17 protein-coding genes are annotated in these 17,260 nt (G+C 48.3%); all 17 read right to left on the reverse strand.

The features are described from left to right. The 17 genes from ACM67E_RS04290 to ACM67E_RS04370 all read right to left on the reverse strand — a co-directional run bounded on the left by ACM67E_RS04290 (position 1) and on the right by ACM67E_RS04370 (position 17,226). Positions 1-963, reverse strand: a complete 963-nt coding sequence (locus ACM67E_RS04290) for a TrbC family F-type conjugative pilus assembly protein (protein WP_416192378.1) — start codon at positions 961-963, stop codon at positions 1-3. Between the two features lie 73 nt (positions 964-1,036). Further along, a complete protein-coding gene (locus ACM67E_RS04295) occupies positions 1,037-1,558 on the reverse strand; it encodes a S26 family signal peptidase (protein ID WP_416192379.1) in 522 nt (173 codons plus the stop codon). Positions 1,559-1,563: 5 nt separating this feature from the next. Beyond that, a complete protein-coding gene (locus ACM67E_RS04300; RefSeq protein ID WP_416192380.1) occupies positions 1,564-2,148 on the reverse strand; it encodes a TrbI F-type domain-containing protein in 585 nt (194 codons plus the stop codon). 45 nt (positions 2,149-2,193) lie between these two features. Continuing rightward, on the reverse strand, positions 2,194-4,683 hold the full coding sequence (locus tag ACM67E_RS04305) for a TraC family protein (protein ID WP_416192381.1): 2,490 nt from the start codon (positions 4,681-4,683) through the stop codon (positions 2,194-2,196). Between the two features lie 65 nt (positions 4,684-4,748). Further along, the gene (locus ACM67E_RS04310; RefSeq protein WP_416192382.1) at positions 4,749-5,159 is read right to left on the reverse strand and encodes a single-stranded DNA-binding protein; all 411 of its coding nucleotides are present in this window, start codon (positions 5,157-5,159) and stop codon (positions 4,749-4,751) included. Between the two features lie 117 nt (positions 5,160-5,276). Beyond that, complete coding sequence (locus ACM67E_RS04315; RefSeq protein WP_416192383.1) at positions 5,277-5,762, reverse strand: hypothetical protein; 486 nt, start codon at positions 5,760-5,762, stop codon at positions 5,277-5,279. Positions 5,763-5,778: 16 nt separating this feature from the next. After that, entirely contained in the window at positions 5,779-6,177 is a 399-nt protein-coding gene (locus ACM67E_RS04320; RefSeq protein WP_416192384.1) for a hypothetical protein, read from the reverse strand. A 277-nt stretch (positions 6,178-6,454) separates the two neighbouring features. Continuing rightward, positions 6,455-6,970 (reverse strand): hypothetical protein, encoded by a 516-nt coding sequence (locus ACM67E_RS04325; protein ID WP_157694087.1) that lies wholly within the window; start codon positions 6,968-6,970, stop codon positions 6,455-6,457. A gap of 5 nt (positions 6,971-6,975) precedes the next feature. Further along, positions 6,976-8,238 carry an AcaB family transcriptional regulator gene (locus tag ACM67E_RS04330; protein WP_416192385.1) on the reverse strand — a complete coding sequence of 421 codons (1,263 nt, stop codon included), beginning with the start codon at positions 8,236-8,238 and terminating at the stop codon, positions 6,976-6,978. 166 nt (positions 8,239-8,404) lie between these two features. Further along, positions 8,405-9,922 (reverse strand): hypothetical protein, encoded by a 1,518-nt coding sequence (locus ACM67E_RS04335; protein WP_416192386.1) that lies wholly within the window; start codon positions 9,920-9,922, stop codon positions 8,405-8,407. A gap of 15 nt (positions 9,923-9,937) precedes the next feature. Continuing rightward, positions 9,938-10,609, reverse strand: a complete 672-nt coding sequence (locus tag ACM67E_RS04340; RefSeq protein WP_416192387.1) for a DUF2786 domain-containing protein — start codon at positions 10,607-10,609, stop codon at positions 9,938-9,940. Positions 10,610-10,623: 14 nt separating this feature from the next. Beyond that, positions 10,624-10,833, reverse strand: a complete 210-nt coding sequence (locus ACM67E_RS04345) for a hypothetical protein (RefSeq protein WP_416192388.1) — start codon at positions 10,831-10,833, stop codon at positions 10,624-10,626. A 16-nt stretch (positions 10,834-10,849) separates the two neighbouring features. After that, complete coding sequence (locus ACM67E_RS04350) at positions 10,850-11,593, reverse strand: hypothetical protein (protein ID WP_416192389.1); 744 nt, start codon at positions 11,591-11,593, stop codon at positions 10,850-10,852. Then, the gene (locus tag ACM67E_RS04355; RefSeq protein ID WP_416192390.1) at positions 11,590-12,207 is read right to left on the reverse strand and encodes a hypothetical protein; all 618 of its coding nucleotides are present in this window, start codon (positions 12,205-12,207) and stop codon (positions 11,590-11,592) included. Before ACM67E_RS04355 ends, ACM67E_RS04350 begins: the two co-directional genes overlap by 4 nt. Further along, positions 12,200-13,816 carry a ParB N-terminal domain-containing protein gene (locus ACM67E_RS04360; RefSeq protein WP_416192391.1) on the reverse strand — a complete coding sequence of 539 codons (1,617 nt, stop codon included), beginning with the start codon at positions 13,814-13,816 and terminating at the stop codon, positions 12,200-12,202. Before ACM67E_RS04360 ends, ACM67E_RS04355 begins: the two co-directional genes overlap by 8 nt. Then, the gene (locus ACM67E_RS04365) at positions 13,809-14,741 is read right to left on the reverse strand and encodes a ParA family protein (RefSeq protein ID WP_416192392.1); all 933 of its coding nucleotides are present in this window, start codon (positions 14,739-14,741) and stop codon (positions 13,809-13,811) included. Before ACM67E_RS04365 ends, ACM67E_RS04360 begins: the two co-directional genes overlap by 8 nt. 601 nt (positions 14,742-15,342) lie before the next feature. Then, positions 15,343-17,226 (reverse strand): ATP-binding protein, encoded by a 1,884-nt coding sequence (locus tag ACM67E_RS04370; protein ID WP_416192393.1) that lies wholly within the window; start codon positions 17,224-17,226, stop codon positions 15,343-15,345. Positions 17,227-17,260: the final 34 nt, after the last annotated feature.

Consider the following 17,260-nt stretch of genomic DNA (forward strand, 5'->3'; position numbering starts at 1 on the left):
TCAATCGAACGGGTGTACCGAAACTACCCGGAATGCCATGCCTTCTTGTTGCAGGTAGGTGGGTACCGTACGGATGCTCAGGCGTTGTGCCAGAGATGTGTTCAAGGGGGAGGCCGGAATGCCGGTTCCTGCCAGTTTGCCTAGCCTGGTATAAAGTACCAAGGTTTGGGGGCGTTCTTTGATAATACGCTGCGCGTAGCGCACTTGGCGGATGTCCCGTCCGTCAAGTGCCAATATGGAACGTCTGCCGAGTGGGTCAGCGGCCAAAATATTGAACATCGTGCCGCGCGGATAAACCGTCATGCCGGTTTTGGGATTTCGGATGTCGAAATCCGCACGCATATACGGAATGTGGAGCCGGTTCTCGATGCCTTTGGAAACCGGCAGATCCATATTGCCGGCCATCTGGGCAGATACGGATTCTGCTGCCGAGCGTGCCTGCGCTTTCCAGTCCACGCGGGCTGCCGCCTGTTTCATGATTTCCGCCTGATCGGGTTCCGATACCGCCCACTGACGGCTCAGACGCTGCCCGAAACGGCGACCGGTAATGGCGGTCAACGCTTGATCTAGGGATGGTGTACCCTGAACCAGATACCACTTGCCTTTATCCTGATGCAGCAGCGCAGGTACATGGCTGATGCGGTAACGGCGGAATGCCTCGGGCATGACCATGATGTTGGGCGGGTTTTTGCGGGCGGATTCGGGCAGTTTGCGTACCAATGTTTCTGCATACTCAAACGCCTTGTCGGCACCTCCGTTGCCCCAGCCGCGGTACAGAAATACCGTATCCCGGCGTCCGGCTCCCTGTGTCAGCAGCTTCAACAGCTCTTGTTCGGGCATGGAACGGGATACGAATACCACCGTGCGGATACCGGCCAGTTGTGCCCGGGCGGGATTTTCGCCCCGGGTCAGCATCCGGGTAGGGCTGCCGCCGGGAACCACTTGGCCTTTCAGGCTCTGCATAAATCTTGCCGTATCTGCCTTTTGGCTGTCGAGCAGCCGTTTCAGGTCAAACGTTTCCCCGTTTGCCGTCCCGCTAAAACAGAGGCAGCAGACGGCCGCGAACCATAGAAGCCCGGTACGGCCCCCAGTAGCGGGAGTCCCAGGAATGTTTTTCCGTGCCGAATACAAAAATCTCATCGTCTTCCAATCTGTATGCCGTATCCCAATAATCCACGGGTTTGCCCAGTTTGCCTGCACCGTAGCGGACATCCGCGATCAGGCTGCCGTTGATATAGACGTTGCCGTTGCGGATTTCCACTTTGTCGCCCGGCAGTCCCGCCACCAGTTTGCCGACAGGCAGTCCGTCCGGTATGACGGGAGCCATGCCCCTTGCCGGAAACAGGATGACGTCGTTACGGCGCAGTGGTCTGTATGTCTGTTTTTTGTCGTACCAGTACACCTGCCATGGCAGGCAGCCCGCCGTTTTGGCTTCCACCATGACCGATCCCTGCTCCTGTAACCACGGGCGTACGGCCCATGCGCAGGCGGCAACGGCCAAACCGGCAGCGCAGACTGCCAGTCTGACGCGTAGCGGAGGCAGCGGTTTTTGGGTCATGTGTGTCAATCCAACTGGCTGCCCAAGCGGGCATCTGATGCGTTTGCGGGTGTTTGGTTTGCCGGTAAGCCCGCAGGAACCGGTGTGCTGCCTGAAAAGCCGTTACTGCTGCCTGCCTGCGGCAGAGGCTGTTCTGATGGCAGGGTAATGCCCAGTTCTGCCGCTACTTGGGCGGTGATGTCGGCACCCGACGGTGCGGTCAGTACGGCTGATTTGCGTACGATGATTCTGCCTTCTGCGGCCATGGCATCCAGCTTGGCTTGAATGCCGCCCAGTTGCGCGGCCAGCTTCTGCTGTGCCGCAGGCGTATCCGCCTGTGGGTCGGACAATGCCTGCCGGATGTAGGCAGCAGCCAAACGGTCGGAATCGACTACGGCCAATTTCTCTGTCGTTGCGGCTGTCGGAACAATGGTGCGGAAAAAGCTGTACCCGCCCAATACCAAGGCCAGCAATACCATGACCGTCGTCAGGCCGCTGCCGCCGGAGGTTGCAGGGCGGCTGTTTTCAGGCAGCGTTTCGGGTTGCTGTGCCGCTGTGCCGGTGATGCCCGTTTTGCCTGCTTCGTCTGTTTTGTTCGGTGTCTCGTTCATGAAAGGGATCCTCTGTGATTCCGGTTGAAAGGCTGTCTGAAAGGGTTAAACCGTGCCGTCCCCGTACAGGCGTTTTGCTTCGGCTTCGACAATGTGGGTAATCTGTTCCCCACGGCGTACGCGCTGCTGCAATTCCTTGAAGAGTTCGCCTTCGGTGGAGAATAGTACGCGGTTGAACGGAGTTTCGATCAGGCGGGCAATACCAGCGTTTTCGCCGCTGCGGATCAGGATTTCGCTGTATTGACCCTTGGCGGTTTTTACTTCCCGCATCAATTTTTCGGTATAGGCATCTACTTGCAGCCAGTTTTTTGCTTTGGCTTCTTCGATGGACTCCGCTCGTTGTTGCATATAGAAATTGGTGTGTGCCGACGCCATGATGGCCGAACCGAATTCGGTGGCGTGAATCTGTTTCGGCGACTGTATAACCACGCCTGCGGAACCGTGTTCTTTGCGGACTTTGGAAAACAGTTTGGCGGTAAATTCGGCAAAAGAAGGATCGCCCAAGCGGTCACCGCCTTCTTCGACGATCATCATCCGTTTGCGCAAATCGCGCGAAGTGAACATTTCCTGCGCAATGGTGGTGGACAAAATCATCAGCACCACGTCGCACAGATGCTTGTTGCCGGTCAGTCCCGACAATTCCAATATCGTCCAATCCGCTTCGGCACGGAAGTTGTTCGCTCCCCTGAACCAGCGTCCCATCGAACCGGTCGAGCCGAACGGAGACAGCAGCATGGCCAGCTCGTGCTGTTGCGCAGCCATCGAACCGGTCTGATTGTTCAGGTATTGGATAATGTCGGTAATTTCGGCCTTGTTGCCTTTGGCGGAAAACACCGATTTGACCGCTTCTTCCAGCAGCGCACGCTGTGTGTCGGTCGTGCCTTCGGTCGGTTTGGCCATCTTGCCGAGAATGGGCAGAATAAGTTCGATCTCCTGATCAATGTCCGATACTTTGGTAAAGGGATTTAGACAGACGTCCGAGTCGAAATGGAAATCCAGAATCTGTGCCCCCGAAACCATGCCTGATGCCAAATAGGAAGAGCCGGTATCCATGAGCCAGATTTTGGTACCCAAAGACAGTTCGTCCTGTATCAGACGCTGAACGGCAAATGATTTACCCGTACCCGATGCGCCCATCCAAGTCCAGTTGTAGTTGAGATTGCGCTTGTCGAACAAAGAGTAGTGAAACAGCCGGCCCAAACGGGTGGTCAGCAGCATTTCGTTTCCGAAACCCTGCCATTCGTCGGTTACGGGCAGCAGGTGTGCGGCTTGGGACCCCACCATGGTTTTGAAGCGGTGGGTGTTTTTGATGCTCTCGGGGGAGGCATTTAAAGGCAGTTGGTTGAAAAAGCTGACTTCCGGAATATATTTTTCCGGACGCATGACAAAGCCCAAACGCTTGTAGTACGTTGCCATGGTTGACTGTGCGGTGCGGACGGCATTGGCCGAACGGTTGAACAGGCACAAACTGGTGCTGACCTCCACGGCGTTACCGCCCTCCAGCATCAATGCGGCCAATGCTTGGAAACTGTCACGCTTCTTACGCAAGCGTGGTGACCATTTCAGCATCAGTGCATTGGCCGATTTTTCGGTCTGCACTTGCGATGCACGCACCTTTGCCGCTTTTACGCCCTGATCCGGAAAATGAATGGTGGTGCAGAGCGCATAAGGCATTCCGATTTGCGCACCGTTGCCGGGCGGGTTGCCTAAAAGTTCGATCATCTTGGAAAAGTGGAACGGGTTTTCCGTGCCGGGATAGCGATCCAGAACCAGTATCCCCATATACTGCCTCTCCTGGGAATAAGAAAAGCCAGAACAGTGCAGCACGTCGTGACGGCGGTTGTCCCAGTTCATACGCGAACCGACGGGAAACAGTTGCTCGTTGAGCGGTACATTTTCTTCTACGCCGGTGTCCCAAGGTTCGTATATCGAGAAATAACGGCGCAGTACCCCCATCATGGCAGCAGTACGCAATACTTCGGCATTGATGCCCATGACGGTCAGCTGTGACAGGGCATTGCGGCGCATTTTCAGGAAAGCGGCACACTCTTGCTGGAAGGCGGCTGTTTCTTTGGCATTTCCCGAAAAGGGATTTTGTGTTTTCAGCGGTACTTTGAACGTCCACAGACCTAGGCTTTCCAATATGCGGGTATCCGAAGAAGCCACCAGTTTCTGACGGGTGCCGCGCTGTAAAAATGCCGCGCGGTCGCGTACCGCATACTGGGCGGTCTGTACTGATATATCGCCGGATACGCCCATTCTGGCATTGGCATAGGCATCCAGTATCGGCTGTACGAAAGGGGAGCCGATATTGATGAATTGCATAATTGTGCCGCCCGGATAGGGTTCGTTGAGCAGCACGGCCGCATCGACCGGGGTTTTTTCGCTCCATCCGGCCATCGGCGAAAACAGGCATACCGAGCCGATGGCATTGTCTTTTTCACAATAGAAAATACCGTCTTCGTCATTACCTGCCGTCAGTGTGATAAATTCCCAGCCGAGGTCGCGTTGTGCGTTTTTTTGAAAAATATTCATACCGAAATCAATCCGTATCCGTCAGAAACCGGAACGGCAGTGCAGCGGCCGTCCCGGGAGTGGTTTCAGAATGGCGTATCATCCTGTTCGTCCTCTGCAGTGCGGGGCGGTTTCAGGGTAATTGATTCGATACGGTCGGAAGATAGGTTCAGATAGATGTTTTCGACACGGATTTTGCGGGCTTTAACCCGTTGGCCGTCCTTTTCGTAGAACTCGACCAATTCTTCGCCTTCGATGATGACTGGCATACCTTTGCACAGTATGTTTTCTAGATGCTGTGCGCGGCGGTTCCAGTATTCGCATTCCAGCCATTCGGTCGGGCCGGCTGCGACATAACGGTCGCCTTGTTTTTTATAACGTGTCGAAGCAACGGAGAAATTTAAGACCGTACTCGGCTCGTTCGAACCGTCACGGTTGATGGTTTTAAGGGAAAATGTTTGTCCCAGATTACCGCGGACAACAAGATTAATAGACATAAAGCTGATCTCCATCGGGAGAAACAGCCGAATTTGCAGAAATTTGGATTAAAATATCCCAAAATACAGATAGGGGTAAGGGCATATTAAAGTGTCTGGTGGTGGTTGTCAAGCCATTTATTCGGATTTTCCGTCAGATAGAAAACTTTTCCGCTCAATGACTACCAAATCAACCAATGCCTTTGCCTTTGAATCGGCATATCGCTGGAATCCTATCCGTTTTGCGTATAGATACTCCGCTTCTTTGATCGAACAGCAAATCGGATTTGAAAAATCTGCCCGGTCAAGAAAGGTATCCGTATTTTCCGTATTGGGATAGGCAATTTTCGCCAAACTGTATCCGTAATAAACCCCAATGTTGGGACGGGGCTGTTGGATGCCGGAAATACCAATAAAACCGAACAATGGTACCAACAGATAGTGAAAGTTTTTTTTGACGTTTACGTTTTTCAGAGCAAGTATCAGACTGAATACACTAATCAGGAGAAATACCCATGAACCGTAATAGACCAGGTAGTAATACACAGGAGTTTGATTTTCATACTGAAGCAAAGCATCAAGGATAACGGAGGAAAAAGCAGCGATCATTTGTTCGTGGGTCATTTTTTATTTTTCCTATTCATTTTTCAGTATCAGATAGAAAGCGTTCCCATTCAGCACTCTCTGCGGCAAACTGTTTTCTTTTTTTGCAGATGAACGTAGTCAAGTCGGTATCATCTTGCTGTTCAAACTCACGATAAAGATGGACGCTTTCAATATAAAGTTGCTTGGCAAAAGCAGGCCCCTTTTTGAGAAAATAATCCAGATAAATACGGGTCGCAGCCGCCGGAAAACAAGACAGAATGAATGTCCCGGTATCTTTGGTTTCTATCCAGTGATAGAAACCGACGGAGAAAATAAACAGGGAGGAAATACACATCAAGCTACAAATCAAGCTGTAGTATTTAAAATTTTTGTCATCCTCTCCGGTTAATTTAAACCATGCCAATTTCCGAAAACTGTTGTTATATTTGTTCATGATAAATTATTCCTTCTTGGTTGCTGTAAACCCCGTTTACAGCTTTCCCACTCCGGATTTTGTAAACAGTGTTTACAACTTTCCGCTCTGGATTTTGTGAATACTGTTTACAAACTTTCCTGCTCTGGATTTTGTGAATACTGTTCACAAACTTTTCCGCTCCGGGTTTTGTGTAGACTCTACACAAACTTTTCTGCTTCGGATTTTGTGAATACTGTTCACAAACTTTTCCGATCTGGATTTTGTGAATGGGGGGTTCACAAACTTTCTGTCGGTCTCACAGATATGGTAGGCAAATCGCTGCCACAGGAATATTTTGCGATTCGGACATCTGCTGTATTTCCTGAACCAGTGCATAGTCGGTTTTCAGTATTTCATACAGCCGTCGGCCTTCCGAATGGAACTGCCGCATTGTCAGGTGTACGCGTATATGGAGCAGACGTTCGTCATAAGACGCATTGGCTTTATCCAGATAAACGGCAATTTTTGCCCAGTCGGTAATATCCGTTCGTTTTTTACCTTCGTACTCGGCCCAACAGATACTGGGTATATGGAATTCTTTGCGCGGATATTCAGGCAGATTCGGGTGAGCAACCGCGATTGTCCGGTAGGCCAGTCTCCTGACCAATCCCATTTGTCTCGACTGCTCCAAAAAATGCCGGGCATTGGCGACAAGTTCGTACACGGCCTTTTCGGTTGCTGCAATTTCCATTGCGACAGCTTCAGGCTCCCTTACCCTTAAAAGGCTTTTGTCGCACATAGATTTTTTACGGTCAGGAAACAGATCGCCCATAGCATCTATCCAAGTTGTTCCTGAGAGAGAATCTCTGTCAAACCGAACCTTACTGCTGCTTCATAAAGCTCGGATTGACGTTTTGGGGGGATAACTGTATCAACAAAGGTAAAGGCAGGCATCCTACGGTACAACAGTACATCTTCCTGTAAAGGCGACAGTACACCGTTTGCCACGGCCACGCCCAACTTCTCGGCAATTACCGCATCTTCCAGCAGCGTAGTACGCGATACCGACTGAATCTGTCTGATTTTCATCGCAGAGGTGTACAGACCTTGCAGCAGCCCCCTGATTTTTTTACCGCACTCATGAATTACGTCATTGCTGGCTGTATTCGACATCAGACCTTTCAGTCCCATCGTCTTTGCCAGACGAACCAGATAATCGTAGGCAGTCAAAAGCTGCAACAGTCTGAAACCGTAACCGCGTACGGCAGAGGTTTTAATCAATACCGGTTGGGCATTGGCGAAAACGCCGATGTGTATCCCTGTTGCACGATACTGTTCAAGCATCTGCTGCATCTTATCGGTTTCTGCTGCCAATGCACCCGAGACAGTATCCAGTTCTGTTTCAAATGCCAGCAGTTCGGCATGGGCAAAAGGATTATCGGCTTTCGCCGCACGGACCAACTCACCCGACAAAGCCATGCCGTAACGTATTCCGGGCCACCGGTGTGTCTTTTTATCGTTTTTACCCTCCCATATACGGATACCTTGTTTGGTATGCAGTTCAAAGGCATCTTCGCTACCGGCCAGCGTGCCGACCTCATCAAAGATTTTGTCTTCCGACAGGTAAACCGCATAATCATCCAAATTGACCGAACCCAAAGAACGGGAGCGTTTCTGCCCGTTCCGGATACGCTGACGCAGGATATGCTGCTTTAACAGCATCTCATGTTCGGCCAGTACCGCCAAAGCCTCTGCATCAGGATGACTGCTGTCTACACCGTCTGCTGCTATTGCTGCCAAACGCTTCCGTTCCGCCTCCCAGTCATACCCGTCGGAAAACACCGACTGTTCCGATACAGGAAAGGACGTATCAAATTGCTGTGGCACACGGATGGATTTCGGTTTGATAACCAGTTTTTGTTTGTTGTTTTGGGTCATGATTGACGATACTCCTGTGAAAAATCTTCGGGTTTTGTGTGGGGGACACACAAACTTTTCTGCTTCGGGTTTTGTGTGGACTCCACACAAACTTTTCTGCTTTGGATTTTGTAAACAGTGTTTACAGCTTTCTGCTCCGGATTTTGTGAACGGGGTACACAAACTTTTCTGCTTTGGATTTTGTAAACAGTGTTTACAGCTTTCTGCTCCGGATTTTGTGAACGGGGTTCACAAACTTTTCTGCTTTGGATTTTGTAAACCCCGTTTACAGCTTTCCGCTTCGGATTTTGTGTAGGGGGTACACAAACTTTTCCGCTCTGATTTGCTGTTACCAATTAGTCTTGGCACCTGCTTTTTTCAGTGCTGCCTTCATTGAATCTTTGACCTTCTGGTAGACTTCCGAGTTGGATGTTTTCACCAGTGTGTCGGGTTTATCCGGAGATTGCAGGAACTGCTGTTCGGCACGCAGGCGTTCCGCTTCCCAAATTGCCTGCTGTTTACGCCGTTCCCGTACTATTGGGGCCAGTACGCAAATCAGTTCGCCGATGGCTGCTTTACGGCACAGGACGGTCAGTAATCCCAATGGGCTGGTAATTGGTTTGGTCTGCCCGGCGATTTCGTCCAGTATTTCCTGCAACTGCTCCTTGTTGGCTTCGGGGTGTAAGCGGGTAAATATTTCCCTGCTTTTTCCCTGCATGGATTGGCTCCATGTTTTCGGGTAAATCAAACCGTCAAACACTCCCACCACATTATTGTCTTTGTTGTAGTTGTTTTCTTTAGAAAACTCACTGTAATTTATATATTCAAGAATTCGCCCTTTTGTACTTTGTGTATTTGCCGTTTTGTCACCTGTTAATTTGCCGTTTTGTAACGTGTGTATTTGCCCTTTTGTTACCTGTGTATTTACCCTTTTGTAACCTATGTTCTTCCAAAAAGGCACTACTGTATTAACCTTTCTGTAACGTGTGTTCTCTGAAAAAGTACCTTCTGTATTCGCCCTTTTGTTATCTGTGTGCTCTGAAAAGGTACTTACTGGATTGATGCCTTGTCTGGTCTCATTTTCTGGTGGTTTGGATAGTCTGCTGCGGTTTTTCAGCGCACTCCAAATGGCTTTGCCGTTGAGCAGGGTAAAAATGCGGCGTGAAGCAAAAAAGTGCTTCTCGATAATAAAATCGTGTGCTTTGAGCCGGTCTCTGGCGGTTTTTTGGGTTTTGTAGGGCAGGAACAGATATTTCTGCCAGCCCTGTATGTTGAAGCTGACAAACCAACGGTCGCTGTTGCTGTTCATGCTGCCTTTGGCAATGCACTGCTGCATGATGAACGACAGCATGATGGCCGAATGGATGCAGCCTGTGAGGTCAACCAAGTCACGGTGGTAGGCAATGCGTTCTTTGAAATAACGCAGGAAAAACAGATTGGAAGGCTGTCTGAAATCAGCCAGACTGATGTCGGGTGTTTCCGCGCCATTGACCGTACAGACTGCTTTTGCCAGCGCATCAAGTCGGATACGCAATTCCAGACGACCTTTGCCGAAACCGTAACGCTTGTAGCGCGTCTCGATCAGCCCGGATTCCAGCAGTTTCTGTTTACAGGTTCCCTGTTCGCGTTTGCTTAATCCGGTTTCACTGTGCATCTGTTCTACGGATTTGTGTATCCATCCGTCCGAACCCACGATGTCGGTGCCACGCTGCGTCCAGTAAACCAGTTGTGACAGGAATACGGCGGCTTTGATGGAACCTGCTACACCGATTAGGCATTTATAAACGGCAATAGTACGCCCACCCTGCAAAATCTGTTTGCAGAGCATGATGTCGCGGTTGTACTCATGCGGGGCGGGGAGATTCATGACACAGATACCTGTTTATTTCGCCAACTGTTTTGTTTCCGGCTGTCTCAGCGGTACATTCAGTTTGATGTCTTTGCCTATCTCGAGACCTGCCCGATAATCGTCTCTGTAGCTGCGTACGCCTTTTACGTCACGGGTTTTGGCCTGTTTCATCTCGCCGTATTTACGTTCCCTGTACTGTGTAATCAGTCCGATTTCCTGTTCGGATTGGGCAAGGCTGATGACATTTTTCCGGACACCTCGTACCCAGCCGTCACAAAATTCGTTGGCACGGGCGGTTTTGTTTTTGCTGATGCGTACCCGTGACAGTTCCGTTTTCATGTATCCGCGCCGTGCGGCTTTGAGTTGGCGCAACAAAACCGTATAGGCATAAGCAGCCAACTCGGAGCGGCCGTTTATGCCGCAAAAGATAAAACCGCTACCGATGCTGTTGACGCTGTGCCATCTCTCGCAGCCAAAAGCGATGCCGCAAAGGTGTACCAGATTCCAATGCCATTTCGGTACGGTCAGGGGGGCGGCTATGCGGTCTTCGGATATTTCCGACAGGGAAACGTCCAGTTCGTCCAAACTGAACTGAGTCATCAGAATTTGGGCGTGTTTTAAGGCTTGGGCGGCTTCGTGTTCGTTTGCTGATTTACCCAGAGCTAGGCATTTCTTGATTTTTTCCAGAGCAGATTGTTTGTCCATGTTGTTGTCCTTGCTTATCTGTCTTGCAATGCTGCATCAATTTCCAGCATATCCGCTTCGCTAAGATAGGCTGTAGTTGTATAGTCGGTTTTCAGTATTTCCCACTCCTGTGGGGTCAATCCCATCGCAGTAACCAAATCGGCCAGACTGTCTCCGTTCCGGTGGGATACAAAGCCGAGAATTTGCGCATCGGCCATATCCAGTAATGATGTTTCTTTGTCCATATCCTGTTTCCTTCTTTCAGATGGTCAGCGTCTGCATATAACCGTCGGTCAATTCTGCCAGCCTTTTCAGGCTGTATCGGCAGTAGCGCATACGGGGGAAGCCCCTATACTCGTTTTCAATCAAACCGGCGGTACGCAGGGCTTCCGATGCGTTTTGCTGCTCGCGTTTGCTCAGGTAGCTGCGCTCAGTTACGGTTTTTTCAGGCAGTAGAACCCAATTACTGAAACTGCCGCGCTCAGTAAATGCTGTATGCGGTGTTTCCGATTGGAGTACCGCCAGATACAGGCACGCCTTGACCGACAGACCGTAGTGGAGCAGGGTACGCAGATGCAGACGGTTGAGAGAAAGGGGTGGGGCGGTCACGGCCGTTAGGGAGAGATTGCTGTGCCGACGCATCATTGCTTCCAGTTTTGCTCCGTTCAGACAGTACAATGAAGCGTGGACATTGCGGTCGTTCATCAAGACACCTTTGTCCAGCAGACGGTCGCGTACGGCATACCATTGCCCACGCCCCAATCCCGTTTCGGCAGCAGCGGTGTGTTCGTTGAGTGCCGTCCATTCGCCTTCGCCGTAACGGGTAACATAACAACTTAGGAAATAACCCGCTGTAACCGAGTCTAAGGCTTGGGCAAACTGGACGACATAGCTGACCGGTTCGTCCCACAGTGCGGCCAGATAGGCGGTATCCCGGTCGTAGGTTTCCTGCTGCACCATGCCGGGATGGTGCAGCAGACTCTCGCGGAGGTTGTCCGTCCTCATCTCCCGCTCCTCTCCGCTTCATCGGATACGATGGTGCTGTACAGTCTGTCCAAGCTGTATTCCGGATAAAGGCTTGCCAGTTTTTGGTAACAGGAGAAGGTATCGGTTTCTTCGCTCTGAAGCTGTTGCCAATCGGCCAACAGGGACAGACGGGTTTCCATCGGCAGAGCCGAACGACGGCCTTTGCAGACGGGCATACCGAGTTCGTGCCGCATCCTGCGAATGTCTTCTACCGATATTTCGCTGCACAACATCAGTATCATGTGGTTGCTGGCACCGTGCCGTATCAGCCATTCAGTCTGCCGACGGTGGCGTTCGCACCGTTCCCCATCGCCGGCGACACGACAAACGGCATTGCGTAAGGCGGGAAGGTCGATACGGATTTCCACCGAACCGGACATGCTGCGGGCAACCTGCATTAAACGGTCGGGAGTCATTGCCTGTATCTGTGCGAATACGTCGGCATAGCGGTGCAACATCACGGCATTGGCCGCCGCTTCTTTGCGTGATTTGGGTAAAACCAGCAACGCGGGCAGGACGGACAGGATTTGTGTATGTATGGGTGTGTGACCGTGGACTTGGATACGGTATTGTTCTGCAACTTGCTTACTCATGGCCGTTCTCCTGTTTTTCGTAGTGGTGTACGACACGGAGTGCATTCAGGATTTCCGACACCGGTTCCGTGTAGGGAGTGTCGGCGGTCTGCCAGTACAATACCCGATCCAGCAAATAAACCCGTTCGCCGATGCCCATAACGTTGTATTCGTCAAGTACGTCGGGGTCTTGGTAGGCCATGCGCAGCGGCGAACTTTCCGGCAGCTTTAACAGCGGGTTGCCGCTGCCCAAATCCGGATTTCCGAGCAGGGATTCCTGCATGGAAACTTTGGTCAGATACGCGAATACGTCGCCGGCATCTTCATGCAGGTTGTCGATGACAAACAGGGCATCGGGGCGTGTTTGGGGAATATTGTGGAAATCGGGGTATTCGATATAGAAGCCGTAACGGAACGCATCGTGACTGCGGAAACAGTTGTCCAGATGTACCAGAGACAGCATTTTGCGCACAGAGCGGTGCAGGCGGCGCAAGGCTTCTCCGCGGTTTTCAGGCTGCCTGAAAGGCTCTGCCGCAGCTTCCTGCCCGTGCTGCCGTTCCGCAGCCGGATCGACCGGCGGCGTAACGGTGCCGTCGGAGTTACCGTGGTCAGAAACGGTAACAGAATCCGTCGTTCCGTCCGTACCGTTTTCAGGTAGGCTTTTGTCCGTCCCCTGTTGCTGCGCTGCATTGTCTGAAGCATCTGTTGCAGTTGCCTGCTTCTGTCCGTGTGCTGTGACAGAACGGTTTTTTGCGGTCTGCTGCGGCTGTTCCGGCAATATGCCGCCGAATGCTTCGGCGAACCGCTGTTGCAGGTATTTTCCCAGTGCAGCGGTGTCTAGGCCGTCGGCTTCGGTTTGCCGTTCCGCCCATTCTTGCAGGGTGCTGTCCCAGAATCCGAGGAAGCGGTCTTGCTGTCCCACGGCTTTCAGGCTGCCTTCCAGTTCGTTGAAGAGTTTGCGGAGTTCAATCGTTTTGGGATTGGATAAATGGATACATTTCTCTCTCAAAGAAGACAACATATCTTTGGCGAAAAACAGGTAGCCCAGAATTTGATGTGTTAAAGACAAGCCGTGAGAAACAAAGAGGCTCTCCAATTCACGCAAACTCAGTTTTTTATCACTTTGAGCCTGGAACATTTCCCGGATGGCCGCATATGCCTGAGCCTTGTCCCAAAAGCACATCTCTGCCCGCTGTTCGTTCTCAATCAGGTGGGCAATTTGGATGTCGGCTTCGGATGTGTATTCGGCAAATATGGCAGGAATGACGGCAAAACGTTCCAATCCTGTTTCTTCATGCAGTTCTTGGCAGATTTTCAGGCGGGTGTTGCCACCCTGTGCCAGCACAAAACGGCTGCTATCGGGTCTGCGGGTAATGTGCACGGGCTGCTGTACGCCGGACTCACGGATGGACTCCTTGATTTGGCGGTACAGTTCGGGGTCGTGCCGAGTACGCGGATTTTTATCGAAGAAATCGATTTCATATACCGAAACGTTCATGAACAGCCCCGGAAAAACATCGTCTTTGCGGGCAATGTCCATGCCGGTCTGCACCGGTTGTGGTACGTTCAGGCTTAATCCTGCGGTTTCCAATGTGAGTTTCGGACGGGCAGATACTGTGTTTTTATTCATGGCTGCCGTCCTCCGCACCGTTTTGAACGTTTTCAGCCGGTAAATTCGCTGTATTTTCTTCTGGCAGCAGGTTTTCGAGGTTGTCGCCGAATAAGTGGCACTCTACCTTTTGCTCCTCGATTGACGGGAACAGTTCGTATACGAGGTTAATCATCTGGCGACGGGCTGAAGAAGACTTGCCGGCGTGGGTATATTCGTGACAATGCACTGGAATCCGCAACGTTGTGGCTTCTTTATAGGCTTTAGCCGATGGAATTTCCAATGTCAGCAGCCGCTTATTGGGATCCAACGTACTGTTGAAGTATTTTCTGATCTGTTCGGAAATCATCCGCGCATCTTTGGTGCGGTCACGGGCATAAATCAATGCACGCAGAGGCGGAATCGGCAGATTCATAATTGAACCGTGTGCGAGCCGTTCAAGTGCGTCTTGGGTACCGGAAATAAATTCGCGCGCACTCAGGGTTTCGGGCATGATGGGAGAGAGTACGAGATTAGCCGCAAAACAAGCTGCATCCTGTATCACGCCTACCGATCCTTGTGTGTCGATCAGGACAGCATCGTAGTTTTCGGCAATGTAGGGATGAACCAACTTACTGCGTAGAAGGAAGGCGCGATCAGGACGGTTTTGAACTTTAACCTGTACGTCATCGCTCACATCGTTAGAAAAAATAATGTCGAGATTGGGATAAATTGTGTTTGAAATGGTGGAACGGATGGTTGTTTCATCATTTTTTCCCAGCAGGAATTCCACCACTCCGTTGGGTGCACGATAGTGCAGCGGAAAGTATTTGCTTAATGATGGCTGAACATCGGTGTCTATCATCAACACCCGGAAACCCATGTCTGCCAGAACGGCAGAGAGGTTGGCTGTGACTGTCGTTTTACCCGTACCGCCTTTGGTCGAGAACACAGTTATGATTACCATGAAAATATCCTTTTCTATCAAAAGCATATTCTCTTGGGGGCGTAAAAATCATCGCACTGTGTCAAACTGAACTAACAGAAACCCTGTTTTAACGCAACTCGCTGCACTCGTTTTTAGACAGATATTGATGCTGGCATGCGTTTTTTCGTAGGTTGGGTTGGAAACCCAACAAAACCGTTCTCCGTCCCGAAATGTTGGGTTTATAACCCAACCTACGCTTGCTCGTTTTCAGACAGGCATTGATGATGGCGTGCGTTTTTTCGTAGAGTTGGGTTGGAAACCTAATAAAACCGTTATCATTCTGAAATGTTGGGTTTACAACCCAACCTACGCTTGCTGAAAGATGTTTTAGCGAAACTCGCCACACTTGTTTTCAGACAGGCATTGATGATGGCGTGCGTTTTTTCGTAGGTTGGGTTGGAACCCCAACAAAACCGTTTGCCGTTCCGAAATGTTGGGTTACGGCCTTAAAGCGGTCTAACCCAGCCTACGTTTGCTTTTTCGTAGGTTGGGTTGGAAACCCAACAAAACCGTTTGCTGTTCTGAAATGTTGGGTTACGGCCTTAAAGCGGCCTAACCCAACCTACGCTTGCTACATTTGCTATTGCAGTTTTTTCATATTTTCTCGCAAAATTTTTAAAAAGGTGTTGTTTCTTAATTTTGCATCATCAACAATTGCATCAAAGGATACAATAAAAGTAGGTGTTGGTACGTTTCCAATAATGTTTTGTTCATTATCATCTTGATATACTTCTGTAATGTTCTCGCGGTAATAAATTTTTCCTTTTGAGAACAAGGGAGTATATCCCATTTGTCTTAGTTGTCGTCCCATATCATGTCCAATATCAATAATTGCGTAATACCACATACGTTGTATATTTGGACAATATTTAACCAGCTTATAAGAGCGATCTAATAGCTGCTGGATTGCATATGCACTATCTTTTAAATCATCATTTTTATCTTTTATTTCAATAACTACAACATCAACCTTCTCATTTTTTTCAGGATCTGCTGAAAAGATTAATGTGATATCAGGTCTAGTTCTATCAACAATAGGTTCATTATCCAAACGAATATTTTGGATAATTTTTCCCATTTCTTTTTCACTTAGAATAGTTCTAAATGACATAAATTTATCATCTAATAACCAAGCATTATTTTGATAAACATCAGAAGTTAAATTTTCTTGTTCTAATTGACTGTATCTAGGAACAATTAGATTATGAATTTCTGATTCATTGCTTAAATTTTTAAGTAGCTCATCCATTTTTTGGATAATTTTTTCTCGATATAAAATATATTCTGTTAAAACTCTAGAAGAAAATTCTAAAGATTTTTCATATTGTTTATCAGTAAGATTGTCAGCTTCTAAAATCTTTTTTTGTTCCTTGAAAAATTGGGACTGGGCGTTCTCAAGAGCTTCATCTTTATCGATTAAACCAACCGTATCTTCTTCAAAATATCCTGTTAGATGAGGAAAGTTTTTTTCAAACTCTTGCTTGATTTTTTTATTTTTCTCTTGGATTGCAGGAATTTTATTGGATAACAGCTTTCCTATAGCCTCTCTTAATAGTTTATTCAACTGATTTTGGCTAATTTCATTGGGAAGATTAAATTTTTGACGGGAAGTATCAGTACAATTATCAAACAATTCTGAAGAGAATAAAAAAATACACCTGTAACCTATGCTAGGAAGTATGGTCTTTTTCAAAAAATTTTCTGCGGGTACTGTACGATTATCAATATTAAAAGCAACTAATAATTGACTAGGTTCATCTATTTTTTCAATTAGATAAGAAAGTTTAATTTTGTAATCTTTTCCTAAATTGCTACTAATTTTTATATCATCTTCTAAATCAATTAATTCTGGTAAATCATCTTTGGTAAGGGAAATTTTATCTGTATATATCTCCTTACTATTATGATCTGTTTTTAGATCTATACTAATTTCAAATGGAATTTTCTGCTGTTTTAGTGTATGAAGTCTTGGTAGAAAATGCTCAATGATAGATTTTTTTAATTCGGTTGGTTTTATATAACTATATGAATGAATTTTATCACCTTTAAAATTATTAAAGGATAATTTTGTAATTTTATGATCATTTTCATTATTAGATTTATCTATATTTCCAATGCCGGTATTATCAAATATAAATGAGCGGCTTCCTTCTAGCCATTTGCTATGTATTTTAATTTTTTTAAAATATTTCAAAAAGACTAAGCGACCAATTCCCTTATGTGATTTATCTTTAGGACTCAATAGTTTCTCAAATCGTTGAAAATTATCATCTGTAAAACCATCTCCATTATCGCTGATATCAATTTGTAATGTACCAGAAGTAGCTTTGTCTTGAATATTTATTTCAATATCAATTTTTGAAGCATTTGCATCTAATGAATTTGCAATTGCTTCAAAATAGACTAATGATAAGGCTGATTTCGGGAAAAAGAGTTCTAATGCATTTTTTGTTTCAATTTTCATGATAGTTTCTTCCAAACTGGGATAAAATTATCTA

Source organism: Neisseria sp. CCUG12390 (assembly GCF_047837985.1).
Lineage (GTDB): Bacteria > Pseudomonadota > Gammaproteobacteria > Burkholderiales > Neisseriaceae > Neisseria.